Origin of the sequence: Sphingopyxis flava, assembly GCF_900168005.1 — a bacterium.
GTDB classification, from domain to species: Bacteria; Pseudomonadota; Alphaproteobacteria; order Sphingomonadales; family Sphingomonadaceae; genus Sphingopyxis; species Sphingopyxis flava.
This window is the reverse complement of sequence record NZ_FUYP01000040.1, coordinates 1-19,281: the sequence shown is the minus strand read 5'-3', so window position 1 is coordinate 19,281 and position 19,281 is coordinate 1. Positions and strand designations below refer to the sequence as shown.

Annotated in this window: 17 protein-coding genes, 1 pseudogene and 2 riboswitches; of the genes and pseudogenes, 2 read left to right on the top strand and 16 right to left on the bottom strand. The window is 65.0% G+C overall.

The window, feature by feature from the left end:
• Positions 1-127: 127 nt before the first annotated feature.
• Both B5X69_RS18615 and B5X69_RS18610 read right to left on the bottom strand, forming a co-directional pair.
• Positions 128-1,024, bottom strand: a complete 897-nt coding sequence (locus tag B5X69_RS18615; protein ID WP_079640053.1) for a DUF6282 family protein — start codon at positions 1,022-1,024, stop codon at positions 128-130.
• Between the two features lie 247 nt (positions 1,025-1,271).
• Positions 1,272-4,157 (bottom strand): TonB-dependent receptor domain-containing protein, encoded by a 2,886-nt coding sequence (locus tag B5X69_RS18610; RefSeq protein ID WP_079640052.1) that lies wholly within the window; start codon positions 4,155-4,157, stop codon positions 1,272-1,274.
• A 423-nt stretch (positions 4,158-4,580) separates the two neighbouring features.
• On the opposite strand from B5X69_RS18610, the pseudogene B5X69_RS22510 reads away from it, so the two are divergent.
• Both B5X69_RS22510 and B5X69_RS18605 read left to right on the top strand, forming a co-directional pair.
• Positions 4,581-4,721: pseudogene (locus B5X69_RS22510) on the top strand (transposase DNA-binding-containing protein); the annotation flags it as partial.
• A gap of 277 nt (positions 4,722-4,998) precedes the next feature.
• On the top strand, positions 4,999-5,994 hold the full coding sequence (locus B5X69_RS18605) for an IS4 family transposase (protein WP_217699156.1): 996 nt from the start codon (positions 4,999-5,001) through the stop codon (positions 5,992-5,994).
• 393 nt (positions 5,995-6,387) lie between these two features.
• Here B5X69_RS18605 and cobU read toward each other — a convergent pair whose 3' ends face one another.
• The 14 genes from cobU to B5X69_RS18535 all read right to left on the bottom strand — a co-directional run bounded on the left by cobU (position 6,388) and on the right by B5X69_RS18535 (position 18,929).
• Positions 6,388-6,900, bottom strand: coding sequence for a bifunctional adenosylcobinamide kinase/adenosylcobinamide-phosphate guanylyltransferase (cobU, locus tag B5X69_RS18600; RefSeq protein WP_079640051.1), 513 nt, complete (start codon positions 6,898-6,900; stop codon positions 6,388-6,390).
• The gene (locus B5X69_RS18595) at positions 6,897-8,366 is read right to left on the bottom strand and encodes a cobyric acid synthase (protein ID WP_079640050.1); all 1,470 of its coding nucleotides are present in this window, start codon (positions 8,364-8,366) and stop codon (positions 6,897-6,899) included. The genes cobU and B5X69_RS18595 overlap by 4 nt, the downstream gene beginning before the upstream one ends.
• The gene (cbiB, locus tag B5X69_RS18590; RefSeq protein ID WP_079640049.1) at positions 8,354-9,292 is read right to left on the bottom strand and encodes an adenosylcobinamide-phosphate synthase CbiB; all 939 of its coding nucleotides are present in this window, start codon (positions 9,290-9,292) and stop codon (positions 8,354-8,356) included. The genes B5X69_RS18595 and cbiB overlap by 13 nt, the downstream gene beginning before the upstream one ends.
• Positions 9,285-10,265: an aminotransferase class I/II-fold pyridoxal phosphate-dependent enzyme gene (locus B5X69_RS18585; RefSeq protein ID WP_079640048.1), complete on the bottom strand. Its 981-nt coding sequence runs from the start codon at positions 10,263-10,265 to the stop codon at positions 9,285-9,287. Before B5X69_RS18585 ends, cbiB begins: the two co-directional genes overlap by 8 nt.
• Positions 10,262-10,984 (bottom strand): adenosylcobinamide-GDP ribazoletransferase, encoded by a 723-nt coding sequence (locus B5X69_RS18580; RefSeq protein ID WP_079640047.1) that lies wholly within the window; start codon positions 10,982-10,984, stop codon positions 10,262-10,264. Before B5X69_RS18580 ends, B5X69_RS18585 begins: the two co-directional genes overlap by 4 nt.
• The gene (locus tag B5X69_RS18575; protein WP_079640046.1) at positions 10,981-11,550 is read right to left on the bottom strand and encodes a histidine phosphatase family protein; all 570 of its coding nucleotides are present in this window, start codon (positions 11,548-11,550) and stop codon (positions 10,981-10,983) included. Before B5X69_RS18575 ends, B5X69_RS18580 begins: the two co-directional genes overlap by 4 nt.
• Complete coding sequence (cobT, locus tag B5X69_RS18570; protein ID WP_079640045.1) at positions 11,547-12,563, bottom strand: nicotinate-nucleotide--dimethylbenzimidazole phosphoribosyltransferase; 1,017 nt, start codon at positions 12,561-12,563, stop codon at positions 11,547-11,549. Before cobT ends, B5X69_RS18575 begins: the two co-directional genes overlap by 4 nt.
• Positions 12,560-12,967, bottom strand: coding sequence for a DUF1636 domain-containing protein (locus B5X69_RS18565; RefSeq protein ID WP_079640044.1), 408 nt, complete (start codon positions 12,965-12,967; stop codon positions 12,560-12,562). The genes cobT and B5X69_RS18565 overlap by 4 nt, the downstream gene beginning before the upstream one ends.
• 2 nt (positions 12,968-12,969) lie before the next feature.
• Positions 12,970-13,515 (bottom strand): hypothetical protein, encoded by a 546-nt coding sequence (locus tag B5X69_RS18560; RefSeq protein ID WP_139375870.1) that lies wholly within the window; start codon positions 13,513-13,515, stop codon positions 12,970-12,972.
• 32 nt (positions 13,516-13,547) lie between these two features.
• Positions 13,548-15,509 carry a TonB-dependent receptor plug domain-containing protein gene (locus B5X69_RS18555; RefSeq protein ID WP_079640042.1) on the bottom strand — a complete coding sequence of 654 codons (1,962 nt, stop codon included), beginning with the start codon at positions 15,507-15,509 and terminating at the stop codon, positions 13,548-13,550.
• 147 nt (positions 15,510-15,656) lie between these two features.
• Positions 15,657-15,846: riboswitch (cobalamin riboswitch) on the bottom strand.
• A 12-nt stretch (positions 15,847-15,858) separates the two neighbouring features.
• Positions 15,859-17,160, bottom strand: a complete 1,302-nt coding sequence (locus B5X69_RS18550) for a cobyrinic acid a,c-diamide synthase CobB (RefSeq protein WP_079640041.1) — start codon at positions 17,158-17,160, stop codon at positions 15,859-15,861.
• On the bottom strand, positions 17,157-17,765 hold the full coding sequence (gene cobO / locus B5X69_RS18545) for a cob(I)yrinic acid a,c-diamide adenosyltransferase (RefSeq protein ID WP_079640054.1): 609 nt from the start codon (positions 17,763-17,765) through the stop codon (positions 17,157-17,159). The genes B5X69_RS18550 and cobO overlap by 4 nt, the downstream gene beginning before the upstream one ends.
• Positions 17,766-17,876: 111 nt before the next feature.
• A riboswitch (cobalamin riboswitch) is annotated at positions 17,877-18,098 on the bottom strand.
• Between the two features lie 381 nt (positions 18,099-18,479).
• On the bottom strand, positions 18,480-18,677 hold the full coding sequence (locus tag B5X69_RS18540; RefSeq protein ID WP_079640040.1) for a hypothetical protein: 198 nt from the start codon (positions 18,675-18,677) through the stop codon (positions 18,480-18,482).
• A gap of 39 nt (positions 18,678-18,716) precedes the next feature.
• Positions 18,717-18,929: a hypothetical protein gene (locus B5X69_RS18535; protein ID WP_079640039.1), complete on the bottom strand. Its 213-nt coding sequence runs from the start codon at positions 18,927-18,929 to the stop codon at positions 18,717-18,719.
• Between the last annotated feature and the right edge of the window lie 352 nt (positions 18,930-19,281).

The following is a 19,281-nucleotide window of genomic DNA, read 5'->3' as shown; positions in this document are numbered from 1 at the left end:
AATAAGATTTCCCCATGATCCACCTCCGAACCCGGTGAATCACAACTCAGACCTTTTGGGAATCCCCCGATTCCTATTTCTGGCACGATGCTCTAACGTACGTTGAGAACGGACCCTGTGCCAGGCGTCATTGAATCCCGAGCAATTTTCGGGGATTCTCCACAAGCATCTTGCGAAGCTCGGCTTCTGTTATGCCCTTCGCGCGGAGTTCCCCTGCGGCAAAGGCGATCGCATCATCAGGAAAGGGTCGATTGAGCTGCCCGGCATCGCTGCTGACTATGACGTGATCCGCGCCTATTGCCCGAACGGCGTCAAAATATTGTTGCGTGGTGAACTTCGCTCGTTTCCCAATGATGAAACCGGCAACGAATTCGATATAGGCGCCAAGCCTGGCTGCCTCCTTCATTTGCGGAATGCTCATGTCGATCGGGTGTCCCATCGCATGGGTCACGACAATGCGGGTGATCCCCTGCTTCTTCGCCTCTCTGACTACCAGCAAAGCTTCTGCCGCGGAAAGATGGCCGGTGGACAGGGCAAGGCTGGCGCTGCTGTCGCGTATCTTCGCCGCTGCAACGGCTTGGATGACCTCGACCGCTTCAGGCAGTAATTCCCCATTTCGTGAGACGGGAACGAACACACGGTTCGGACTGGTCGATTGGCTAATATTGTTCTCGCTATCCCAGGTCGGCATGCTGACGATCCTCGCACGCCCGCCTTCGATTTCCGCGAAATGGCGGATAGCTTCCGGGTTCAGGCCGCCAACGGTACGGTTCAAGGCCAACATGCCGTAAGCTTCCACCCCCGGGACCACCTTCGACGTAATTTGGGCCAGTTGCGCCGTCTGATCGTAGTGTTGTTTGATCACAAACCCGGTCATGCCTGCCCGCTTCGCGCGATAAGCCATGTCGATCACATCCAGCGCTCGTGCCGCCTGCGCGCTGCTCGGACCGAAGCTATCGGGGTCGAGATGGGCGTGGATGTCGATCGCGTCCTTCAAAAGCGCACGATCTGCAGCTGAAGGCATTGGCAGGTCTTCCGGCGGAAGGACGACCTGTGCGCTGGTCGGGGCCCCTAGACAAAGCAGGGTTCCAGCTAGGAGACTTGCCACGGTCTTGATCAGCCCACCAGGCGTTCTGATAAAAACCCCGCGGTGACGAGCAAGTCGCCCATCCGAACACACGCTCCCGCACGCTTTCCGATTTCTAGCCATCCTGGATATCCCGCTTATGTGCAAAGTACCGCCCTTAAATATTGAATCTAAATCAACCAACTCACCAATCGGCGCGGATACCTACCTTGTAAGATCGGCCAATAGGGTCGAAATAAAGTCCGTTACCGGTAAAACGAAGATTTGACGGCGGATCAACATTAAAGACATTATTTATACCGCCAAACAGCTCTATCTTTTTATTGTTTTCGCCGGTTAGTTTAACGCGTCCATTTAAGTTGACATAGATGCGATCATCGATTCGGTTGTCGCTGACACTATTCGGAAGATATGGGCTGTATCCCTCGTCTTGCGGGCCGACCCAGTTACGGTTGAGGATGCCTTTTGGAATGTAGCGAAACTGCGTGGTTACCGACCAGTTAGATTGCTCGTACCCTATCACGCTGTCCAATCCCCATCTGGGAACACCGAAGATCGTGGTCACAGAGCCGGAATTGCCGGTCACCCCGGAAAATTCCTGGCGCGAACCATCTGGAAGCGAAGTTTCGAGCGTTATCACGTAGTTGCCATTCAGCGTGAAATTGAGATCGCCGCCAGCTAGCGGTACGGAATATGTCGAAACAAGTTCGAGCCCGCGTGCGTTCAGTTCGGCGACGTTCTGGTACGTGGTGTTGACCTGCAGAATTCGATCGGGATTGCCATTTAGGTCGGTGCCGATCGTGCAGATCGGCAGACTGCTGCCCGACCGGCAGAGTTGCACAGCGAGAGATGGCGTCAATATGTCGATCGCGCCAGTGACGTTGATGTCGTAATAGTCGACCGACAGACGGAACCGCGGCAGCCATGCGGGCTTGAACACGGCGCCCACTGTGAACGTGTTACCGTTCTCCAACTGCAGATTGGGATTGCCGCCGGCGAGTGCGGGTATGACATACTGGATGCCAAACTTGGGGTCAGCCAAGGTAGCGGCGGTCAGGCGGGTATTGGGATTTAACTCCTGCGGAGAAGGCGCGCGAATGTCGCGCGAGCGAGTGACCCGCAGCATGTACTCGTCGTTGAGTTCGTAGAGGGCGCCCACCTTCCACGTCGTCGCATTGCCGGAGAGGCTGTAATGCGTGCGCCGGATCGCGGCATCAACTTCCAGCTTCTGCCCAAGGGGTGTGTCCTTGAAGAGCGGCAGATTCACCTCGGCATAGCCCTCAGTTACCTTCTGGGTCAGCGGCGGCAGGACATTGGAATTGATCTGGGTAAACTGGCGAGCCCGGCTCGCAGGGTCTGCATCGCCTTCGGAAGAGTTAGTGCGATATTCCACGCCAACGGCGGCGGAGATCGGCCCGGCCCATCCTTCGAACAGCGTGCCGCGCAGGTTGCCGGCGACGTTGTGCTGTACGAATCTGCGAGTTTGCCAGGCGTCGCCGGTCACACTGGCGACGGCGGCGGCGCTGACTTTGCCCGCCCCCATGATATTCGCCGGAATGCAGCCGTTGGTCGGATTGGCGATGGTCGAGCGACAGATAATCGATCCCGCCGCTATTCCGGAGATGCCAGCCGGTGCTCTAACCGCGTCGACGGCATCGCGCCAACGCTGGCCAAAGCGCAGCCCACGACCTTCCTGCCGGCCGTTCGTCCGCCCATATTGATAGTAGACGTCCCACCGCCAATCGCCGAACGTCTTGCCATCAAGCGCAAAGAAGGCGCGCCACGTCTCGTTACGGGTTATCCAGGTAGAGTTGCCGAGCTCGCTGTGAGCACGGCTGACGGGCAGGAACGTCACCTTTGCGGCGTCCATCATGGCCGCGACCGAGGGGTTCAGAAATGCATTGTCCCGCTGGATCCGGATAGCCCCGTTCTGATCGTTATGCGTAGATGCCGCGGTTGGCCCACCGTCGACCATGGAATAGGAAAGTTCCGCAGATGCAGTAATCGAGTCGTTCAGCTCGTATTCGGCATGAGCCAACAAGGCATAATGGCGGGTGGGCACGACCAGCGGCGTGTTGTTGAACCCGTAGATGTCGCGCACCGTGGGATCACCGCCCACCATCAGCGTGCTGGGCTTGGCGCGATTGAACAGCTCTCCGAACTGGAAGGGGACCAGATTCCCGCTGCTGTCAAACTGCATGCCCTGCAGCGGATGGACTACCGAGATCAGCCCAGCCGGATTGAGAACGTACAGCACGTTATCGATCGCGACGTTTGCAGGGAGGCCGTTGCTCAGCATCGGGTTGGTGTTGAAAAAGGGATTGGGGACGAAGCTGTGATAGCGCTTGCTCCAATCGCGGGAGTTAAAGTCCCCGGTTCCGTTCTCTTTGGAGTATTCGCCGCCGATGACGACATGGCCTCTCCCTCCTGAGAAGCCCGTGCCGGCGGCGAATGCGCCATAAAACTGCCGCGCGTCACCAAGTTCGCTGATACCGTAGCTAAGTTCGCCTTTGACGCCGGTAAGCTTGGTGTTGAGGATCAGGTTGACCACACCCGCAACGGCATCTGCTCCGTAGGCAGCGGACGCGCCTCCAGTCACGACTTCAGACCGCTGTACCAAGTTTGAAGGGATGGCATTTAGATCGAAGGTATTCTCATCGCCGCTCGGCACGTTGCGGCGCCCGTCGATCAGGGTAAGCGTGCGGGCCGGGCCGAGGCCGCGCAGGTCAAGACTGCGCCCACCAATGTTGGTGCCGGCGCGGAGAGAATTGGTCGAAGGCGAAGTCAGCGGGCGGAACGACGGTATCTGATTCAGCGCATCGCCGACATTAGTGATGTTGAGATCCTGAACCCTGTCCTGGCCAACCACGTTGATGGGCGTGGGCGAATTGAAGCTCGTGCGCCCCAGGCGAGAACCAGTCACGATAATTTCATCGCTACCCGCGCTTTCGGGCTCAACCGTACCAGACGTACCTTCCTGAGCGAAGGCAAGCGTCGGGTAAGCCACTAAAGCGGCTGCCAAGCCAATTTTCGATACGCTTGCTGCGCCGAAGAGCTTACTGAACTTCATAAATCCCCCCCTGTGCTACCAGATCTTCGAAGCAGCATCGTGTCGGCAGCACTATTCTGCGCGAGCCTAAGCCTTACAGCTGGGGACAAATCTTGTCTGTCTACCGGGTCGGATACAGATTAACGGCTAGGCTAAGCTGATCGGATCGTCCGAATGAGTAAACGCCAGCGTCAAAGACCACTTCAGCCCGGAGCGCTATGTCGTCGATCGGCACTTACCAGGAACGCCGCTCAGCCGTCCCGGCTGAGCGGCATATCGTCGCCGGCACGGTGTCCCGCGCGGGCTTCCGTGTAACCGTGGTCTGAAGCTTTCAATTACCCACAACTCGTCGTTGGCGTGATTCCGTTGGTCGCATGGCCGTTGCTTGCCCGGAATCGGGCATGATTCCTTTCCTGGCACCTGAAACGGTTGGTGGGGTGCACAATGAGCAATTCTGTTTTCGATGCGGTCAAATGGGCCGATGAGGAAGTCGATCTCGGCGCATTTCGCGATAAGCGCTTGGGCGAGCGGCTGCGCACGATGCTGGGACAGATGGCGGGAGCGATTGGCGCGCCGATCCCGATGGCCTGTCAGGACTGGGCAAATACCAAGGCAGCGTACCGCTTTTTGTCGAATAGTTCGGTAAACGAAGGCAATATCCTCGCGGGCCATCTCCAGGCGACGCGGGCCCGCGTTGCCGCGACTGATGGGCTTATCCTCGTTCTGCAGGACACCACTGAATTCTCCTATCAACGGCGCGATCCCGAAAGAATCGGTGCCATTAGCCTGGTTCCCAGCCGACGCGATGAAAATGGTCGGCTGCGGCTTCATACGGTCTGCGGGCTGCTCATGCACTCCAGCCTTGCGGTTCACGCCCGAAGGATTACCGCTTGGGCTGACGGCGGCGAAATTCTGGACCCGCACCAAGTTCAAGGGCACCAACGCGCTGAAGCGCCGGATCAATCCCACCCGCGTGCCGATCGAGGAAAAGGAGAGCTACCGCTGGCTCGAAAACATGCGCCAGTCGGCCGCCCTGCTGGGCGAGCCCGATCGCCTGGTCCATATCGGCGACCGCGAGAACGATATTTACGAATTCTTCTGCGAGGCCCAAGCGATCGGCACGCATTTTCTTGTCCGCACCTGTGTCGATCGCCTGGCCGGCGACGGTGATCACACCATTGCCGACGAAATGAGCGAAGTGTCCGTACAGGCGATACATCGGGTCGCCGTCAGCAAGGATGATCATGCCGACATCGAGCTACGCTATCGGCGTATCCAGGTCTTGCCGCCGATCGGGAAGCAAAAGCGCTATCCGCCCCTCAGTCTGACCGTCCTGCATGCCCGTGAATGTGGGGCCCCCGAAGGCCGGGCTCCTGTCGACTGGCGGCTTATCACCGATCTACCAGTGACGACGCCTGACCAGGCCATCGAAAAGCTCGACTGGTACGCCCAGCGTTGGAAGATCGAGCTCTTCCACAAGATACTCAAATCCGGCTGCCGCGCCGAGGATGCACGGCTCCGGACCGCCGATCGCCTTGCCAATCTGATCGCGATATTCTGCATCCTATCCTGGCGACTGTTCTGGGTGACCATGATCAACCGCGCCGCGCCTGCCGCATCCCCCAAACTCGCATTGACTGATGATGAAATCGCCCTGATTGATCACCTTGCGGCTTCTCGAAATAGGGCGCCCATGGGCAGAACCCTCTCCGATTACCTGACCCAGATCGCGCGGCTCGGCGGTTACCTGGCCCGAGCCCATGATCCGCCGCCTGGCAACATCGTGATCTGGCGCGGATGGTCCCGGCTTATGGATATCAAAATCGGCGCTAACGCCATCCGTTCGACTTATGGGTAATTGAAAGCTTCAGACCACGCTTACGCTTCCGTACCGACCGCATGATTTGGTTCGCCAGCCTCGCCTTATATGTCGGCTTCTCGACCTTGCTCGCCCGAAAGCCGCTAGTCAGCTACCGGCCAAATCAATCAACGTATCGTTGGGAACAGTATCTCCTTGGCCGTTCCGACCGATGGGATAAGACATGAGAATTCTCGATCACGATCCCGGTCATATGAGCGCTGACCGTCGAATGCAGGCGGCGTCGCTAGCCGTTGATCAGCACGATCGTTTCGATCGAATGGGGGCAATGGTCTGCGACTCTGGCGACCGTGATATGGCTCAGCTATAATGGCCCTTGGCGACACCGCCGGGATTCATATGCATGGCGGCCTCATCCTTTCATGTGGCGGACTATTTCAGGCGCTGAGGAAGGCCAGCGAATATCATCTGCACCTCCCGGACAGCCGCGGCGACGGCCTGGTTCGTGCGGCCGGCCTCGTCGCGGAAGCGTCGCGCCAGTGCATTGTCCGGGACGATCCCGAGACCGACCTCGTTGGCGACGAGGATGAGCTGGCCCTCGAACCGCCCGATGGCTTCGCAAAGCGCGCGTGTCGCGGCTTCGATATCGGCCTCCGCCAGCATGAGGTTGGATATCCAGATGGTGAGGCAATCGACCAGGACGATGGCGTCTGCGCCATTGGCGGCGTCGATCGCGGCGGCGAGATCGTGGGGCGCCTCGACCGTTTGCCATCTTTCGTCCCTGTCCGCCCGGTGGCGCGCGATGCGGTCGCGCATCTCCGCGTCATGGGCCTGTGCCGTGGCGATGAAGATGTGCCGGCCCGCGATCGCCTCGGCGCGCGCCTGCGCGTATCGGCTCTTTCCCGATCGCGCGCCGCCCAGCACGAAAAGACTCCGTCCGGTCATGTGCTCCGTCCTTTCCCTGTCCCCGCCAGTGTGAGCAGGCTGTCGGCATTGACATGCCGGGCCAATTCGGCCGCCATCTCGTCGAGCGCCGCGTCGACGTCGGCATGATAGTCGCGCCCGCTCGCCGTGACGCCGATGCGGCCCAGCAACGCGCGGCGCAGGTCGGCGGAGGCGAAGAGGCCGTGCAGATAGGAACCCATCACCGTGCCGGACGCGCTGATCGCACCATCGGTCGTTCGGTCCTCCAGTGTCGCGAAGGGCCGCGCGGATCCGGGGCCGTTGCTTTCCCCTATGTGCATTTCATAACCGTCGATCGCCGCTCCCAGCGCCGCGCCGCGCACGGCGCGCAGCCGCTTGCCGGGCGACAGCGCCGTCTCCACGTCGAGCAGGCCCAGTCCGGCCACGTCCGATGGCTCGCCTTCGAGGCCGAGCGGGTCGGAGATGCGTCGGCCGAGCATCTGGAACCCGCCGCACAGCCCGACGATTAGGCCGCCGCGCCGATGATGGGCGAGGATGTCGATGTCCCAGCCTTCGGCGCGCAGCGCGGCAAGGTCCGCGATGGTCGCCTTGGAACCCGGCAGGACGACGATCGCCGCTTCGGCCGGAATGGGGCGGCCCGGCGGGACCATCACCAGCTCGACGCCGGGTTCGAGCTTGAGGGGGTCGAGGTCGTCGAAGTTGGAGATGCGGGGCAGGATCGGGCAGGCGATGATCCGCCGCCCTTCGCGCGTGCCGGGACTATTGTCGAGGACCACCGCATCCTCGCTTGGCAGGCGGGCAGCGGCGGCCAGCCAGGGAACGACGCCGAAGCCCTTCCATCCGGTGTGCGCCTCGATCGCCCGATACCCGTCCTCGAACAGCGCCGGGTCGCCGCGGAACTTGTTGATGAGGAAGCCGCGGATCATCGCGGCGTCGGCGGGGTCGATCACCGCGCGCGTGCCGACGAGCGAGGCGATCACGCCGCCCCGGTCGATGTCGCCGATCAGCACCACGGGCACGTCGGCGGCCCGCGCGAAGCCCATGTTCGCGATGTCGCCGCTCCGCAGGTTGATCTCGGCGGGCGATCCCGCGCCCTCCACCAGCACGAGATCGCAGCGCGCCCGCAGGCGTGCGAAGCTCTGCATCACCTCGGCCAGCAAGGCGCCCCGTGCTTCGCGGAAATCGCCGCTGCCCAGCGTGCCACGCACTTGGCCACGGACGACGAGTTGGGATGTGCGATCCGCCTGCGGCTTCAGCAGCACCGGGTTCATGTCGGTGTGCGGCTCCGCGCGGCACGCCCGCGCTTGCAGCGCCTGCGCCCGGCCGATTTCGCCGCCGTCGGCTGTGACCGCGGCGTTGTTCGACATATTCTGTGGCTTGAAGGGCAGCACGCTCAGCCCACGATTGGCGAGCAGGCGGCACAAGGCGGCGACCAGCACCGATTTTCCGACGTCGGATCCGGTCCCTTGCAGCATCACAGCGCCCATTCGGCACCCCCCGCGAGAAGCCAGAGCAGCGCGCAGGCGCCGAGGTAGAGACGCAGCGCCCGACGGATGTCGCGGCTCGAGGGCGGGCGCGCTCCCTCGCCGATCCAGGGCTTGTCGTGCATGACGCCGTCATAGGCGATCGGACCCGCGAGGCGAAGTCCGAGCGCGCCTGCCATTGCCGCTTCCGGCCAACCGGCGTTGGGAGAGGCGTGCTTGCGGGCGTCGCGTCGAAGGATGCGCCAACCGCTCCCGCCTGCGAGGCAGATCAGTAGCGCCGACAGGCGGGCGGGAACGAGGTTGAGCAGGTCGTCGGCACGCGCCGCCGCCCAGCCGAAGGCGCGCCAGCGTTCCTCGCGGTGGCCGATCAGGCTGTCGGCGGTGTTGACCGCCTTATAGGTCCAGACCCCCGGCAGACCCAGGAGCAGCAGCCAGACGGCGGGCGCGGCCACACCGTCGCAAAAGCTTTCCGCGACGCTTTCGATGGCGGCGCGCGCGATGCCGCTTTCGTCGAGCGCGGCCGTGTCGCGGCCAACGATCGCGCCCACGGCGGCGCGGGCGGCGGGCAGGCTTTCGCCGTCGAGAGCGTCGGCGACGGCGCGGACATGGTCGAACAGGCTGCGCTGCGCGAGCGCCGGCCAGGCGAGCAGCGCCACGGCCGCCCACCCGAACGCGCCCAGCCGTTCGAGCAGCAGCGACTGGACGAACCAGGCCGCCCCGCCGACCAGCCCGGTCAGCAGCAGGACAGTCAGCAACCCTAGCAGGCGGCGCGTGCCGACGCGCCGTTCTGGCCGGTTCCAATGCCTCTCGGCCGCGTCGATCAGTCCTGCGAACCAGCCGACCGGATGCCCGGCCAACCGATAGAAGGCGCGCGGCCAGCCCAGCGCGGCGTCAAGCCCAAGCGCCGCCAGTGTGACCGGATCAGCCATCGGCGAGCGCGGCCTTCAGCCGCAGGAGCGCTGCGTCGTCCCCCGGAAGGCCAAAGCGCAGCCATTGCGGCTGGTCCGCAAAGGGTCGTGTCAGGATGGCGCGGCACGCCAGCCGCTCGAACAAGGCGCGCGCGTCGGCGGTCTCGACGAGCCGGAACAACGGGCATGCGCCGACCGGCGTATATCCGGCCTCCCGCAACAGCGCGTCGAGTGCCGCTGTCCGCTCCGGCAGGAGGCGGCGCATGGCGGCAATCCAGTCCGCGTCCGCATAGGCGGCGGCGCCGATGGCCACGGCGGCGGCGGACACCGGCCAGGCGCCGAGCAGGGCGCGCAGATCGCGCAGAAACGGCTCCGGGCCGAGCACGAAGCCGAGCCGCACTCCGGCGAGTCCGAAGAATTTCCCGAAGGAGCGGAAGAGGATCAGGCGCGCGTCGTCGCCAACCGCCGGCGCGAGGCTTAGCGCGGGATCGACATCGGCGAAGGCTTCGTCGACCAGCAGCCAGTCCGTCCCGCCCCGGCTCGCGAGCAGGTCGCGGAGCGTCGCGGATGGGGCGATCCGGCCATCGGGATTGTTGGGATTGGCGAGGATTATGCTGCCGCCATGCCGCCCGATCGCGTCTGGACCCGTGGCCATCGCGGCCGGGATCATCTCGCCGTGCGTGCGATAGCCGGGTGCGGCGTATCGGGCCTCGCCGCCGATCAGCGCGCCGACCAGGCGGAGGCCGATCTCGGTTCCTGGGACTGCGCAGACGTGGCGCGCGGCGACGCCGAAATAGGTGGCCGCCACGGCCTCCAGCCCGGCGATGGCGCCGCGTTCGGGAAGGCGCCGCCAGTCGATGTCCACGCTCTCCGCATCGGGCCAGGCATTGGGGTTGATCCCCGTCGACAGGTCAATCCAGGGATCGTCGCCCGGGCCGAACCGACGCTTCGCGGCCGACAGGTCACCGCCGTGCCATGTCCACGGCTCGCTCATGCGACTTGCAGCCACAGCAGCGCTGCGAACAGCGACAGGCTTTCGGTCACTTCGATACCGGCGCCATGGCCGTCGCCCGACACGCCGCCGATCGCGCGGCGCAGCCACCATCCCCAGCCGAGCAGGAAGAGGGGTGTAGCGAGAAGCGCGGGCGACCAGCAGGAAGCCGCCGCGAGCAGCACGCCCCACAGCAGGAGATCGCCGATGCGGACGCCGCCGCGAAAGCGAGAACCCAGCCCCGCGTGAAGATCGGGCAGCCACCGCGACCAGACGAGCGGCCCCGTTCGCGCCGCGAAGGGGACGAGGGCGATGGCGAGGAAGGCCTGCGCCTCGATCAGGGCATGGAGCAGAACCAGCTTGGCGACCAGTTGCAGGACGATCGCGACGACTGCGAAGCTGCCGACATGGGGATCGGACAGGACGGCGATCATGCGGTCGCGATCCTTGTGCGCCGCGCCGCGCGCATCGGCGATGTCGCCCAGCCCGTCGAGATGAAGCGCCCCGGTGACGCCCACCCACAGGAGCAGCGCGAGCAAGGCTCCCGACCAGCCGTCCAGCCTGGCGCCGCCCCATGCGGCCGCAGCGACGATCGCGCCGACGAGGAGCCCGACCGCCGGAAACCAGCGCATCGCGCCCGCGAATTCCGCGCTGGAAACGGCGGCCAGGCGCGGCGTCGGCAACCGCGTCAGGAACTGGATGGCGATCAGCAACCCCTTCATGGGCGCAGCGCCGTGATCTGCGCGACCGGCGCGTCGCCCGGCCACAGGCGCAGCGAGACGAGGACGCCGTATGGCAGGTGGAACGACCATATAGGACGCTGTTCGAAGCCGCAGAGGATGTGCAGCGCCGCGCGGATCGCGCCGCCGTGCGTGACGATGAGCGTGGGGGCCGGTTCCAGCGCGGCGACGGCGCGCGACACGCGCGCGACGAGCGCCGACCAGCGTTCGCCGCCCGGCGGCGGGTTGGCGTCGGGATCGTCCCAGAAACGGGCCATGGCCTCACGGTCCATCTCTTCGGCCGCCCGGCCGTCCCACGCGCCGAAATCGATTTCGCGCCAGCGGGGGTCGACGGCGAGCGGCCGGCCGAGCGCCGCCCCGATTGCTTCGCCCGCCAGCCGGCAGCGCCGCAGGTCCGACGCGATCAGCCGTTCGGCGCCGACGGTGCGCGCCTGCGCGACGCAGGCGGCGATTCCTTCCATGGTCGGCGCGCTGTCGGTCCGGCCCAGCAGCAGCCCCGGTCGCTCGGGCGCGCCGTGGCGCAGCAAATGGAGCGCGAAGCCGGTCACAGCGACGCCGACACCGCGGCCTCGGCAAAGGTCGCCATCCGGTCGTGCGCGGCGAGGGCTGCGCGGACGACCCCGGCCGCCACCGCCGCCCCGCTCCCTTCGCCGAGCCGCATCCCGAGCGACAGCAGCGGATCGAGCCCAAGCTTTTCGAGCAGCAGCGCATGGCCGGGCTCGGCGGAGCAATGACCCGCGATGCAATGGTCGGCGATCGCCGGATTGTCCGCCGCCAGCGGCGCGATCGCCGCGCAGCAGATGAAGCCATCGAGAAGGACGGGAACGCCCAATTGCCGCGCCCGCACCGTCGCGCCGGCGATCGCCGCCGTCTCGCGGCCGCCGACGCGGCGTAGCGTTTCGAACGCCGAGCGCCCGGCATAAGCATGGACGGCGAGGGCGCGCTGGACCACTGCGACCTTGTGCGCCACGCCCTCCGTATCGACGCCTGTGCCGGGGCCGACCCAGTCGGCGGCCATCCCGCCGAAGCTGCGCGCGCATAGCGCGGCGGCAGCGGTCGAATTGGCGATTCCCATTTCACCCAGCACGATCATGTCGATCCCCTCGTCGGCGACCGCCGCCCCGGCGTTGAGCGCGTCGAGGCATTCGGCCGGGGTCATCGCGGGTGCGGCGGTGAAGTCGGCGGTCGGCCGGTCGAGGTCGAGCGCGACGATCTGCAATTCCAGTCCGGCGGCAGTCGACAGCGCGTTGATCGCCGCGCCGCCTGCCTCGAAATTGGCGACCATCTGGGCCGTGACGGCTGAGGGAAAGGCGCTGACGCCGTGCACGGCTACGCCGTGATTGCCGGCGAAGATCGCGGCGCGCGCGCGGTCGAGGCGCGGGCGCGCGCGCGACTGCCAGCCGGCGAAGAAGATGGCGATGTCTTCCAGTCGCCCCAGCGATCCGGCGGGCTTGGTCAGCGTCATCTGGCGCGCGCGGGCGGCCTCTTGCGCTTCGCCGTCGATATTACGCGGACGGGCGAGCGCGGCCTCGAAATCCGCGATCGAGGCAAAGGCGGTCATTCGGCGACGAATCCGGGCGGCGGGACGCGGACGAGGAAATGTCCCTTCACGCCTTCCGGCCAGTCGGCATAAGCGACGCGGCCTTCGGCGCTGGCGGCATGATGCACGGCATAGTCGAGAATGGCGCGCGCTGCCGCTTCGTCCGGCGTGAAGCGGCCGAGCACATAGCCGACCTTCCCCGGCGCGCGGATATGGACCGCGCAATATTCCTTGCAGGCGAACAGGCAGGGCATCTCTTCCACAGCGATCCGCGCATAGACGGACTCGCTGCGGGCAAGTCCGCGCAGCAGCCCGGCGAGCCGCGCCCCACCGCGCACGCCCTCGTCATCCTCGCGCGCATCTTCGCCGTGACGGCAGGTGCTGCACACGATAACAGAGGGGCCGTCGGCGGCGGGGCGAAGCATCGTCACGCGGCCTGCGGTCTCGACACGTTCGCGGGCACGTCGAGGCTGAAGCCCGCGCGCGTCAGTAGGGCCTGCGCCGCCAGCAGTCCGGCGAAGATCGCGCCATAGCGCACAAACTGGCGCAATAGCACTTCGCCCGAAAAGGCCGACCAGCCATGGTCGAGCAGCGCCACCCAAGCGAGAATGCCGAGTTTGAAGCCGACGAAGGCGGCGGTGTAGCTGGCACTCATCCGCACGGCGGCGGGGCGGTTGCGCATTGAGCGCGCGACGGCCTCCGCCGACAGCAACGAGACGACCGCCGCCATGCCGAGCGCGAGCGGCCACGCCGGGTTGCCCGTCTGGTGCATGAAATAGGTCACGGCCTGCGCGGCGAACCAGGCAACGAACATCAGCATCAGTCCGATGCGGCGCGGCACGTGCGTCGCGGCCAGCGCGGCCAGCGACGGAAAGGGCGTTGCACAGGCCAGAATCATCGAGGCGACCGTGCTCACCCCGGCCATGGTGCCGACCCAGACATTGCGTGCGAGAGCGGTAGAAGGCGTCTTCATATTCTTCTCCTCTGGCTGAAAATCGCGGCGCATCAGAAGCGCCCCCGGAAACCGGCGTAGATGGCGCGCCCCAGCGTGCCGTAGCGATAGGCGGTCATATATTGTTCGTCGAAGACGTTCTCGGCCCGCGCAAACAGGCGGACATTCTCCGACAATTTCGACTCGGCACGCAGGTCAACCAGTGTGTAGGCGTCGAGGACGATGCTGTTCGGCGCGTCGTCGAAGCTCTTGTGCGACCAGCGCAGCGCAGCGCCGATGTCGAGGCCGAAGGGCAGCGCATAGCTGACCGACGCATTAGCGGCGTGCCGCGGACGGCGCGGCAGGTCCTTGTCGAAATTCGCCCCGCCGGGCGAACGATCCTCGGTGACGATCCAGCTATAGTTGCCGTCGAGCGTCAGGGCGCCCAGCGTCAGCGCCGCCGCCGCCTCGATCCCCTGCGCCTTGCCGCGCGCGACGTTCAGATAATAGGCCGTGCGGACCGTCGTGCTGCCCGGCTCGAAGCAAAGCGGGTTGGTCGAAGCCGCGTTGCACGTTGCGTCCGGCGTATAGACGATCTGGTTGGTCGTGGTGCGGTCGAACCAGGTCGCGACGACGGTCAGCGCGCGGCCGAACAAATGCTGTTCGATGCCGGCTTCCCAACCATGGGCCTCCTCGGGATCGAGCGCGGCATTCCCATATTGGCTGAACATCTGGTACAGCGTCGGCGCCTTGAACCCTTCGCCGTAGTTCGTGCGCAGGATGGTGCCGGTCGGCAGCCGCCAGACGCCGCCCGCCGCGAACAACGTCTGGCCGCCGAAGCGGTCGTGGTCGTCATAGCGGACGCCGCCGTTGATCGTCAGCCCGTCCACGGGTTCGACGCTGATCTGGCCATAAACGCTCGTCACTTCCGCCTTGCCGTTCGCAAAAGGAGGAAGCGGCCTCGCCAGCGAGGCATCGGGCGACCGGCTGCGGAACTGCGACCGTTCGTTTTCGGCGCCGAAGACCGCGCTGACGCCGCGCATCAGGCCGATATTGCCCTGATATTCCCAGCGGCGATTCTCGCCCCTGGCTTCCAGGCTGACCGGCCGGGCGCGGAGTGGGCCATAATTCTCGCGTTCAGTGGCGGTGTAGGAATAGGAAATCCGGTTGCGGAACCGCCCGTCCAGAAGGTCGAGGCGGGCGCCGGCATAGCCGAGGAATTCCTGGTTGAAGGCGTAATCGGGCGTGTCGGCCCGAGTCGAATCGAGATTGACGCGCGCCTTGGAATAATAGCCGCGCACTTCGACGCTGAAGTTCGAAGCCAGCGCCAGTTCGGCGCGACCCGTCACGCCGCGGTTGCGATAGCCGTCGCGCTCGACGCCGCCAAAGGCCGGCGAGATCGCCGAAATACCGTCGGTGGTGAAGCTCTGGCCGCCGATGCGCCAGCTCAGCGGGCCCGTGCGGCCGCCGATCGCGGCGCGCGCGCTGACCGTGTTGCGCGACCCTGCCTCGATGTCGAAGCTGCCTTCCAGCGGTTTTTCGGGGATGGTTGTGACGATATTGACGACACCACCGATCGCCTGGCTGCCCCACAGGATTGATTGCGGACCGCGCAGGACTTCGATCCGTTCCATGTCGCCGACCAGCAGGTGGCCGAAATTATAGCCGCCGCCGGATGCCGCCGGGTCGTTGAGCTTCACGCCGTCGATCACGACGACGGTATGATCGGACTCGGCGCCGCGGATGCGCAGCGATGTCGTCGTGCCATAGCCGCCGTTGCGTGAAACGGTGATGCCCGGCGTGCGCAACAGCAACTCGGTCGCGCCGATGTCCTGCGATCGGTCGATCGCCGCCTTGTCGAGCACGGTGATCGTCGACGGCACCTCGTCGAGTGCGAGCGGCGCGCGCGTCGCGGTGACGACGATGCTGTCCTCTTCGGACGTCGCGGCGGCGTTAGCGGCTTCTGCGGCCGATAAGGGAAAGCCGGCTGCAAATGCCGCCAGTGAAATGGAACTTCGAACAATAACACGGAACATAGGGTACCCCATCGACAAGACCATTCGGTCGCTGGGTCGATGGCGGCCCACCCTGATAGGCGAACGACATCGGCCCCGCGCGGCCGCGCGGTCACCTTTGTCGTCTGTCGGGTTCACCCCCGTCCGCCCGGCACACCCTGTCCGCGCGAAAGACGACGACGACGGGCAGGTCTCCTGGCTCGCGGGTCGACGCCGGTTCGGGCCGCCTTCTCAGGACCGATGGTCCCAATGGCATATGGCCCGATGGCTCTCCGCTTACAGTTGCAGGGGCAGCAGGGGTTTCGCACCCCATTCCCTTTCAATCCCCTTTCGGGGAACCTGTCGCGGCCCGCTCGTTAGGCAAATCGCGTCAGGCGATCAAGTGAAAGAAGCTGCCCGTCACAGGACCGGCGCGGTGGCCGGCGGGGCCGAGATCGCGACCCGCCGCGTCGGCGAGCCGGGCGAAGGGGGTGCCTTCGTTCGTCGATGTGATGGTCGCATGATGATATTCATGCCCCCACAGCGACGTTTCGGCATCGGCGAAGCGCGTCGGCGCGAACAGCCGCGCCTGCCGATAGCCGAGCGACATCTTCCTTTTGGCGAAGCTGATATCGACCGGCAGCAGCCCCGCCATCGGATGCACGATGCCGTCCGCGTCCTCGATGCTGCGGCCGAGCAGCATATAGCCGCCGCACTCGCCATGCACCGGCGCGCGCGCCGCGAAGGCGCGCAGCCCCGTCATGAAGCGCGCATTGCCCGCCAGCCTGCCCGCGTGCAGTTCGGGATAGCCGCCGGGCAGCCAGCAGGCGTCGCAATCGGCGGGCGGCGCCTCATCGGCGAGCGGCGAGAAGTCGCAAATCTCAGCGCCCGCATCGCGCCACCACGACGCCAGATGCGGATAGAAGAAGGCGAAGGCATCGTCGGCGGCAAGGGCGATGCGCTGCCCCGGCGGACGCAGGCGCGGTCGGACGAGCGAGGCCGGAGATGTCGCACGCGCTGCCGCGCGGATCGCGGCGAGGTCGCAATCGCGCGCGACGATGGCCGCGACGGCGTCGATCCGCTCGTCCAGCGCGCCATCTTCGCGCGCCTGCACCAGCCCGAGGTGGCGCGAGGCGACCGCCAACGCCGGATCGCGGCGGATCATGCCGAACAGCGGCAGGTCGAGCGCGCCGAATCCTTCGGCGATCATCGCGGCGTGACGATCGCTCGCAACGCGGTTGACGATGACTCCGGCCACCGAAGGCGCGCCGGGAAAGGTTGCGAAGCCATGCGCGACAGCCGCGACGCTCTGGCCCGCGCTCTCGGCATCGACGACGAGGAGCACCGGCCAACCCGTCAGCCGCGCGACCTCGGCTGCCGTGCTGCTCCGGCCCGCGCCATCGAACAATCCCATCGCGGCTTCGGCGACGACCAGATCGGCGCCGCAGGCCGCCTGCGCCGCCAGCCCCTTCAGCATCGCCGGCGTCATCGCGAAGCCGTCGAGATTGACCGACGATCGCCCGGTCGCCACGGCGTGAAAGCCGGGGTCGATATAGTCGGGTCCGCATTTTGCCGCAGCGACGCCGAGTCCTTCGCGCTGGAAGGCGCACTGCAGCCCGATCGCGACGAGCGTCTTGCCCGCCCCCGAGCGCGGCGCCGCGACCAGCAGTCCCGGCGCGAGTTCGCCGCTCAAAACTCTATTCCCCGCTGCGCCTTCACGCCCGACCGGAAAGGGTGCTTCACCTGCACCATCTCGGTGACGAGATCGGCGGCTTCGATCAGCGCCTCGGGCGCATTGCGGCCGGTGACGATGACATGTTTCATCGCGCCTCGATCGAGCAGGCCCGCGATCACCTCGTCGACGGGCAGATATTCATAGCGCAATACGATGTTGAGCTCGTCGGCGACCACCATCGCGATGTCGGGATCGGCGATCATCCGCTTCACCTCGTCCCATCCGGCGCGGGCCCATGCGATGTCGCGCGCGCGGTCCTGCGTGTCCCAGGTAAAACCTTCGCCCATCACCTTATGCTCGACCTGCCTGGGAAAGGCCGAATATACGGCCTTCTCACCCGTCGCCCAGCCGCCCTTGATGAACTGGACGATGCCGACCTTCATCCCGTGCCCCAGCGCGCGGCACACCATGCCGAAGGCGGCGGTCGACTTTCCCTTGCCCTTGCCGGTGTGGACGATCAGCAGGCCCTTTTCCTGCGTCTTGTTGGCCATGATCTTGGCCTTGGCGGCCTGCCGCTTGCGCGCCTTTTCATTGTGGCGTTCGTTGATTTCGTCTTCGGTCATCTTTCCCTCCAGGCACGACATCGCTCTGGCGCGGCGCCGTTCGGCACTGCACTGCTGATTTTCGTCGCCCGAACGGGTGATCCGTGCCTTGGCCTTTCCCTGGACCCGGGCATTGAGCGACCCGCGCCGGCAGGTCTCCTGGCTCGCGGGTCGTCGCTTGATGCACACCTTCCCAGGTTGCCCCAGTGGCAGGCCCGGCCAGTGACCGGTTCGGTGCATCGCACTCGCCGCTTACAGTTGCAGGGACAGCCATGGCTTCGGCCCGTCGCGAACGGACAGCCTCACCATATTCCCTATTATGCCCTCGCGGGCACCGGTGCGGTTGCGTGAAGGCAGATGCCTTCACGCAACCGGAATTAGCGCATGATCCGTCTTAATCAACATCCGCGGTGATCCTGTTCCTAGCGGCTGTTGGCTTCCATTGCGGCCCGATCAGTTATCAAATGTCCGCTTCTAACGATTTGCGTCCCGGAAGCGGACGGTCTCCAAACGGCCAGCTACCGATCGATAGTCTGCAGAGGTCGGTCTATTGTAACGTGGGTTTGGGAGAGTGGCCGTTGAGATGATGGGTCTTCTCGGGAATGTGGCGCGCGGGATCAGGATGAGGCGGCACTTCTTCTGAAGGTTGCACGGGAGTTTTTCTGGCTCGATCCTTCTTCTCCGGCAGCTATCGTCTCTGGCATATAATTCTCCCGTGCGCTTCATTGGCGGCAATCAGGCTGCAACCGATCCTTCCGCAACACTGTAGCCAAGGAAATTGGGTGCAAGGCCGCGACCTTCGCGGAAACGGTTGATGCGCTTCGCATAGTGGCGCGCGAGGTCGAAATTGGTGGTGGCGAGTCCAGTCTGGCATGCGCGGCCGGCTTCCATCAGCGCAATCTGATGGTGGTAGAAAAGCTGGTTCATATCCATGGCTTTGTCCTTAATCGGTCCGGGAATGGATGGCCCTGCTCAGGCGAGGCATTGGGCCCGCAGAGCCTCGGCAATCCGGTCCTTTTCGGCGCGTGCTGCCTCGGACTTCTGTTGCCTGCTCGCCATGGCATGCCAGGCGGCGGCCGAACGAAGGTTGCGGTCCCGCACCTCCATCAGATCGGACGCGGCGGCATCGGCTTCGCAGCGTTCGGCCTGCTCACGATAATGTTCACTCGTCGATGTTGCGGCCATGCTGCTATCCTTTCGATCAATCGATCATGTGAGCGATGAGGCGTCTGAGTTCGCGCCGCGAGAGGGTCGGGGAGGGCAGCGCTCGTTGGCTGGGCTGCATCGGCTTTCCTGCTAGCGGAAGGGCGGAAAGGCTCGGGAAAATACTGCTATTCTGAAACATATTGGTCTTCTTGGGTTAGATGTCAGCGCCGCTTGCTCGCGGCGCCCGGACTTCCCGGACCACGATCGCGATAAACGATGCGGCCCTTGGTCTGATGGGGTGGACGCCCCCCGACGGCATCTATGTGCCAAGGTAGGTGTTGCAGAACACCTATGAGAAGGAGGCGTCCATGGCAGAGGTTATCACGATCGG

Excerpts from the sequence above, each read along its gene's own strand:
- cobU (WP_079640051.1), bottom strand. The coding sequence starts at position 6,900 with ATGACCGGACGGAGTCTTTTCGTGCTGGGCGGCGCGCGATCGGGAAAG.
- cbiB (WP_079640049.1), bottom strand. The coding sequence starts at position 9,292 with ATGGCTGATCCGGTCACACTGGCGGCGCTTGGGCTTGACGCCGCGCTG.
- B5X69_RS18610 (WP_079640052.1), bottom strand. The coding sequence starts at position 4,157 with ATGAAGTTCAGTAAGCTCTTCGGCGCAGCAAGCGTATCGAAAATTGGC.
- B5X69_RS18555 (WP_079640042.1), bottom strand. The coding sequence starts at position 15,509 with ATGTTCCGTGTTATTGTTCGAAGTTCCATTTCACTGGCGGCATTTGCA.
- B5X69_RS18565 (WP_079640044.1), bottom strand. The coding sequence starts at position 12,967 with ATGCTTCGCCCCGCCGCCGACGGCCCCTCTGTTATCGTGTGCAGCACC.
- B5X69_RS18560 (WP_139375870.1), bottom strand. The coding sequence starts at position 13,515 with ATGAAGACGCCTTCTACCGCTCTCGCACGCAATGTCTGGGTCGGCACC.
- B5X69_RS18595 (WP_079640050.1), bottom strand. The coding sequence starts at position 8,366 with ATGGGCGCTGTGATGCTGCAAGGGACCGGATCCGACGTCGGAAAATCG.
- cobO (WP_079640054.1), bottom strand. The coding sequence starts at position 17,765 with ATGACCGAAGACGAAATCAACGAACGCCACAATGAAAAGGCGCGCAAG.
- cobT (WP_079640045.1), bottom strand. The coding sequence starts at position 12,563 with ATGACCGCCTTTGCCTCGATCGCGGATTTCGAGGCCGCGCTCGCCCGT.
- B5X69_RS18585 (WP_079640048.1), bottom strand. The coding sequence starts at position 10,265 with ATGAGCGAGCCGTGGACATGGCACGGCGGTGACCTGTCGGCCGCGAAG.
- B5X69_RS18580 (WP_079640047.1), bottom strand. The coding sequence starts at position 10,984 with ATGAAGGGGTTGCTGATCGCCATCCAGTTCCTGACGCGGTTGCCGACG.
- B5X69_RS18535 (WP_079640039.1), bottom strand. The coding sequence starts at position 18,929 with ATGGCCGCAACATCGACGAGTGAACATTATCGTGAGCAGGCCGAACGC.
- B5X69_RS18540 (WP_079640040.1), bottom strand. The coding sequence starts at position 18,677 with ATGGATATGAACCAGCTTTTCTACCACCATCAGATTGCGCTGATGGAA.
- B5X69_RS18615 (WP_079640053.1), bottom strand. The coding sequence starts at position 1,024 with ATGCCTTCAGCTGCAGATCGTGCGCTTTTGAAGGACGCGATCGACATC.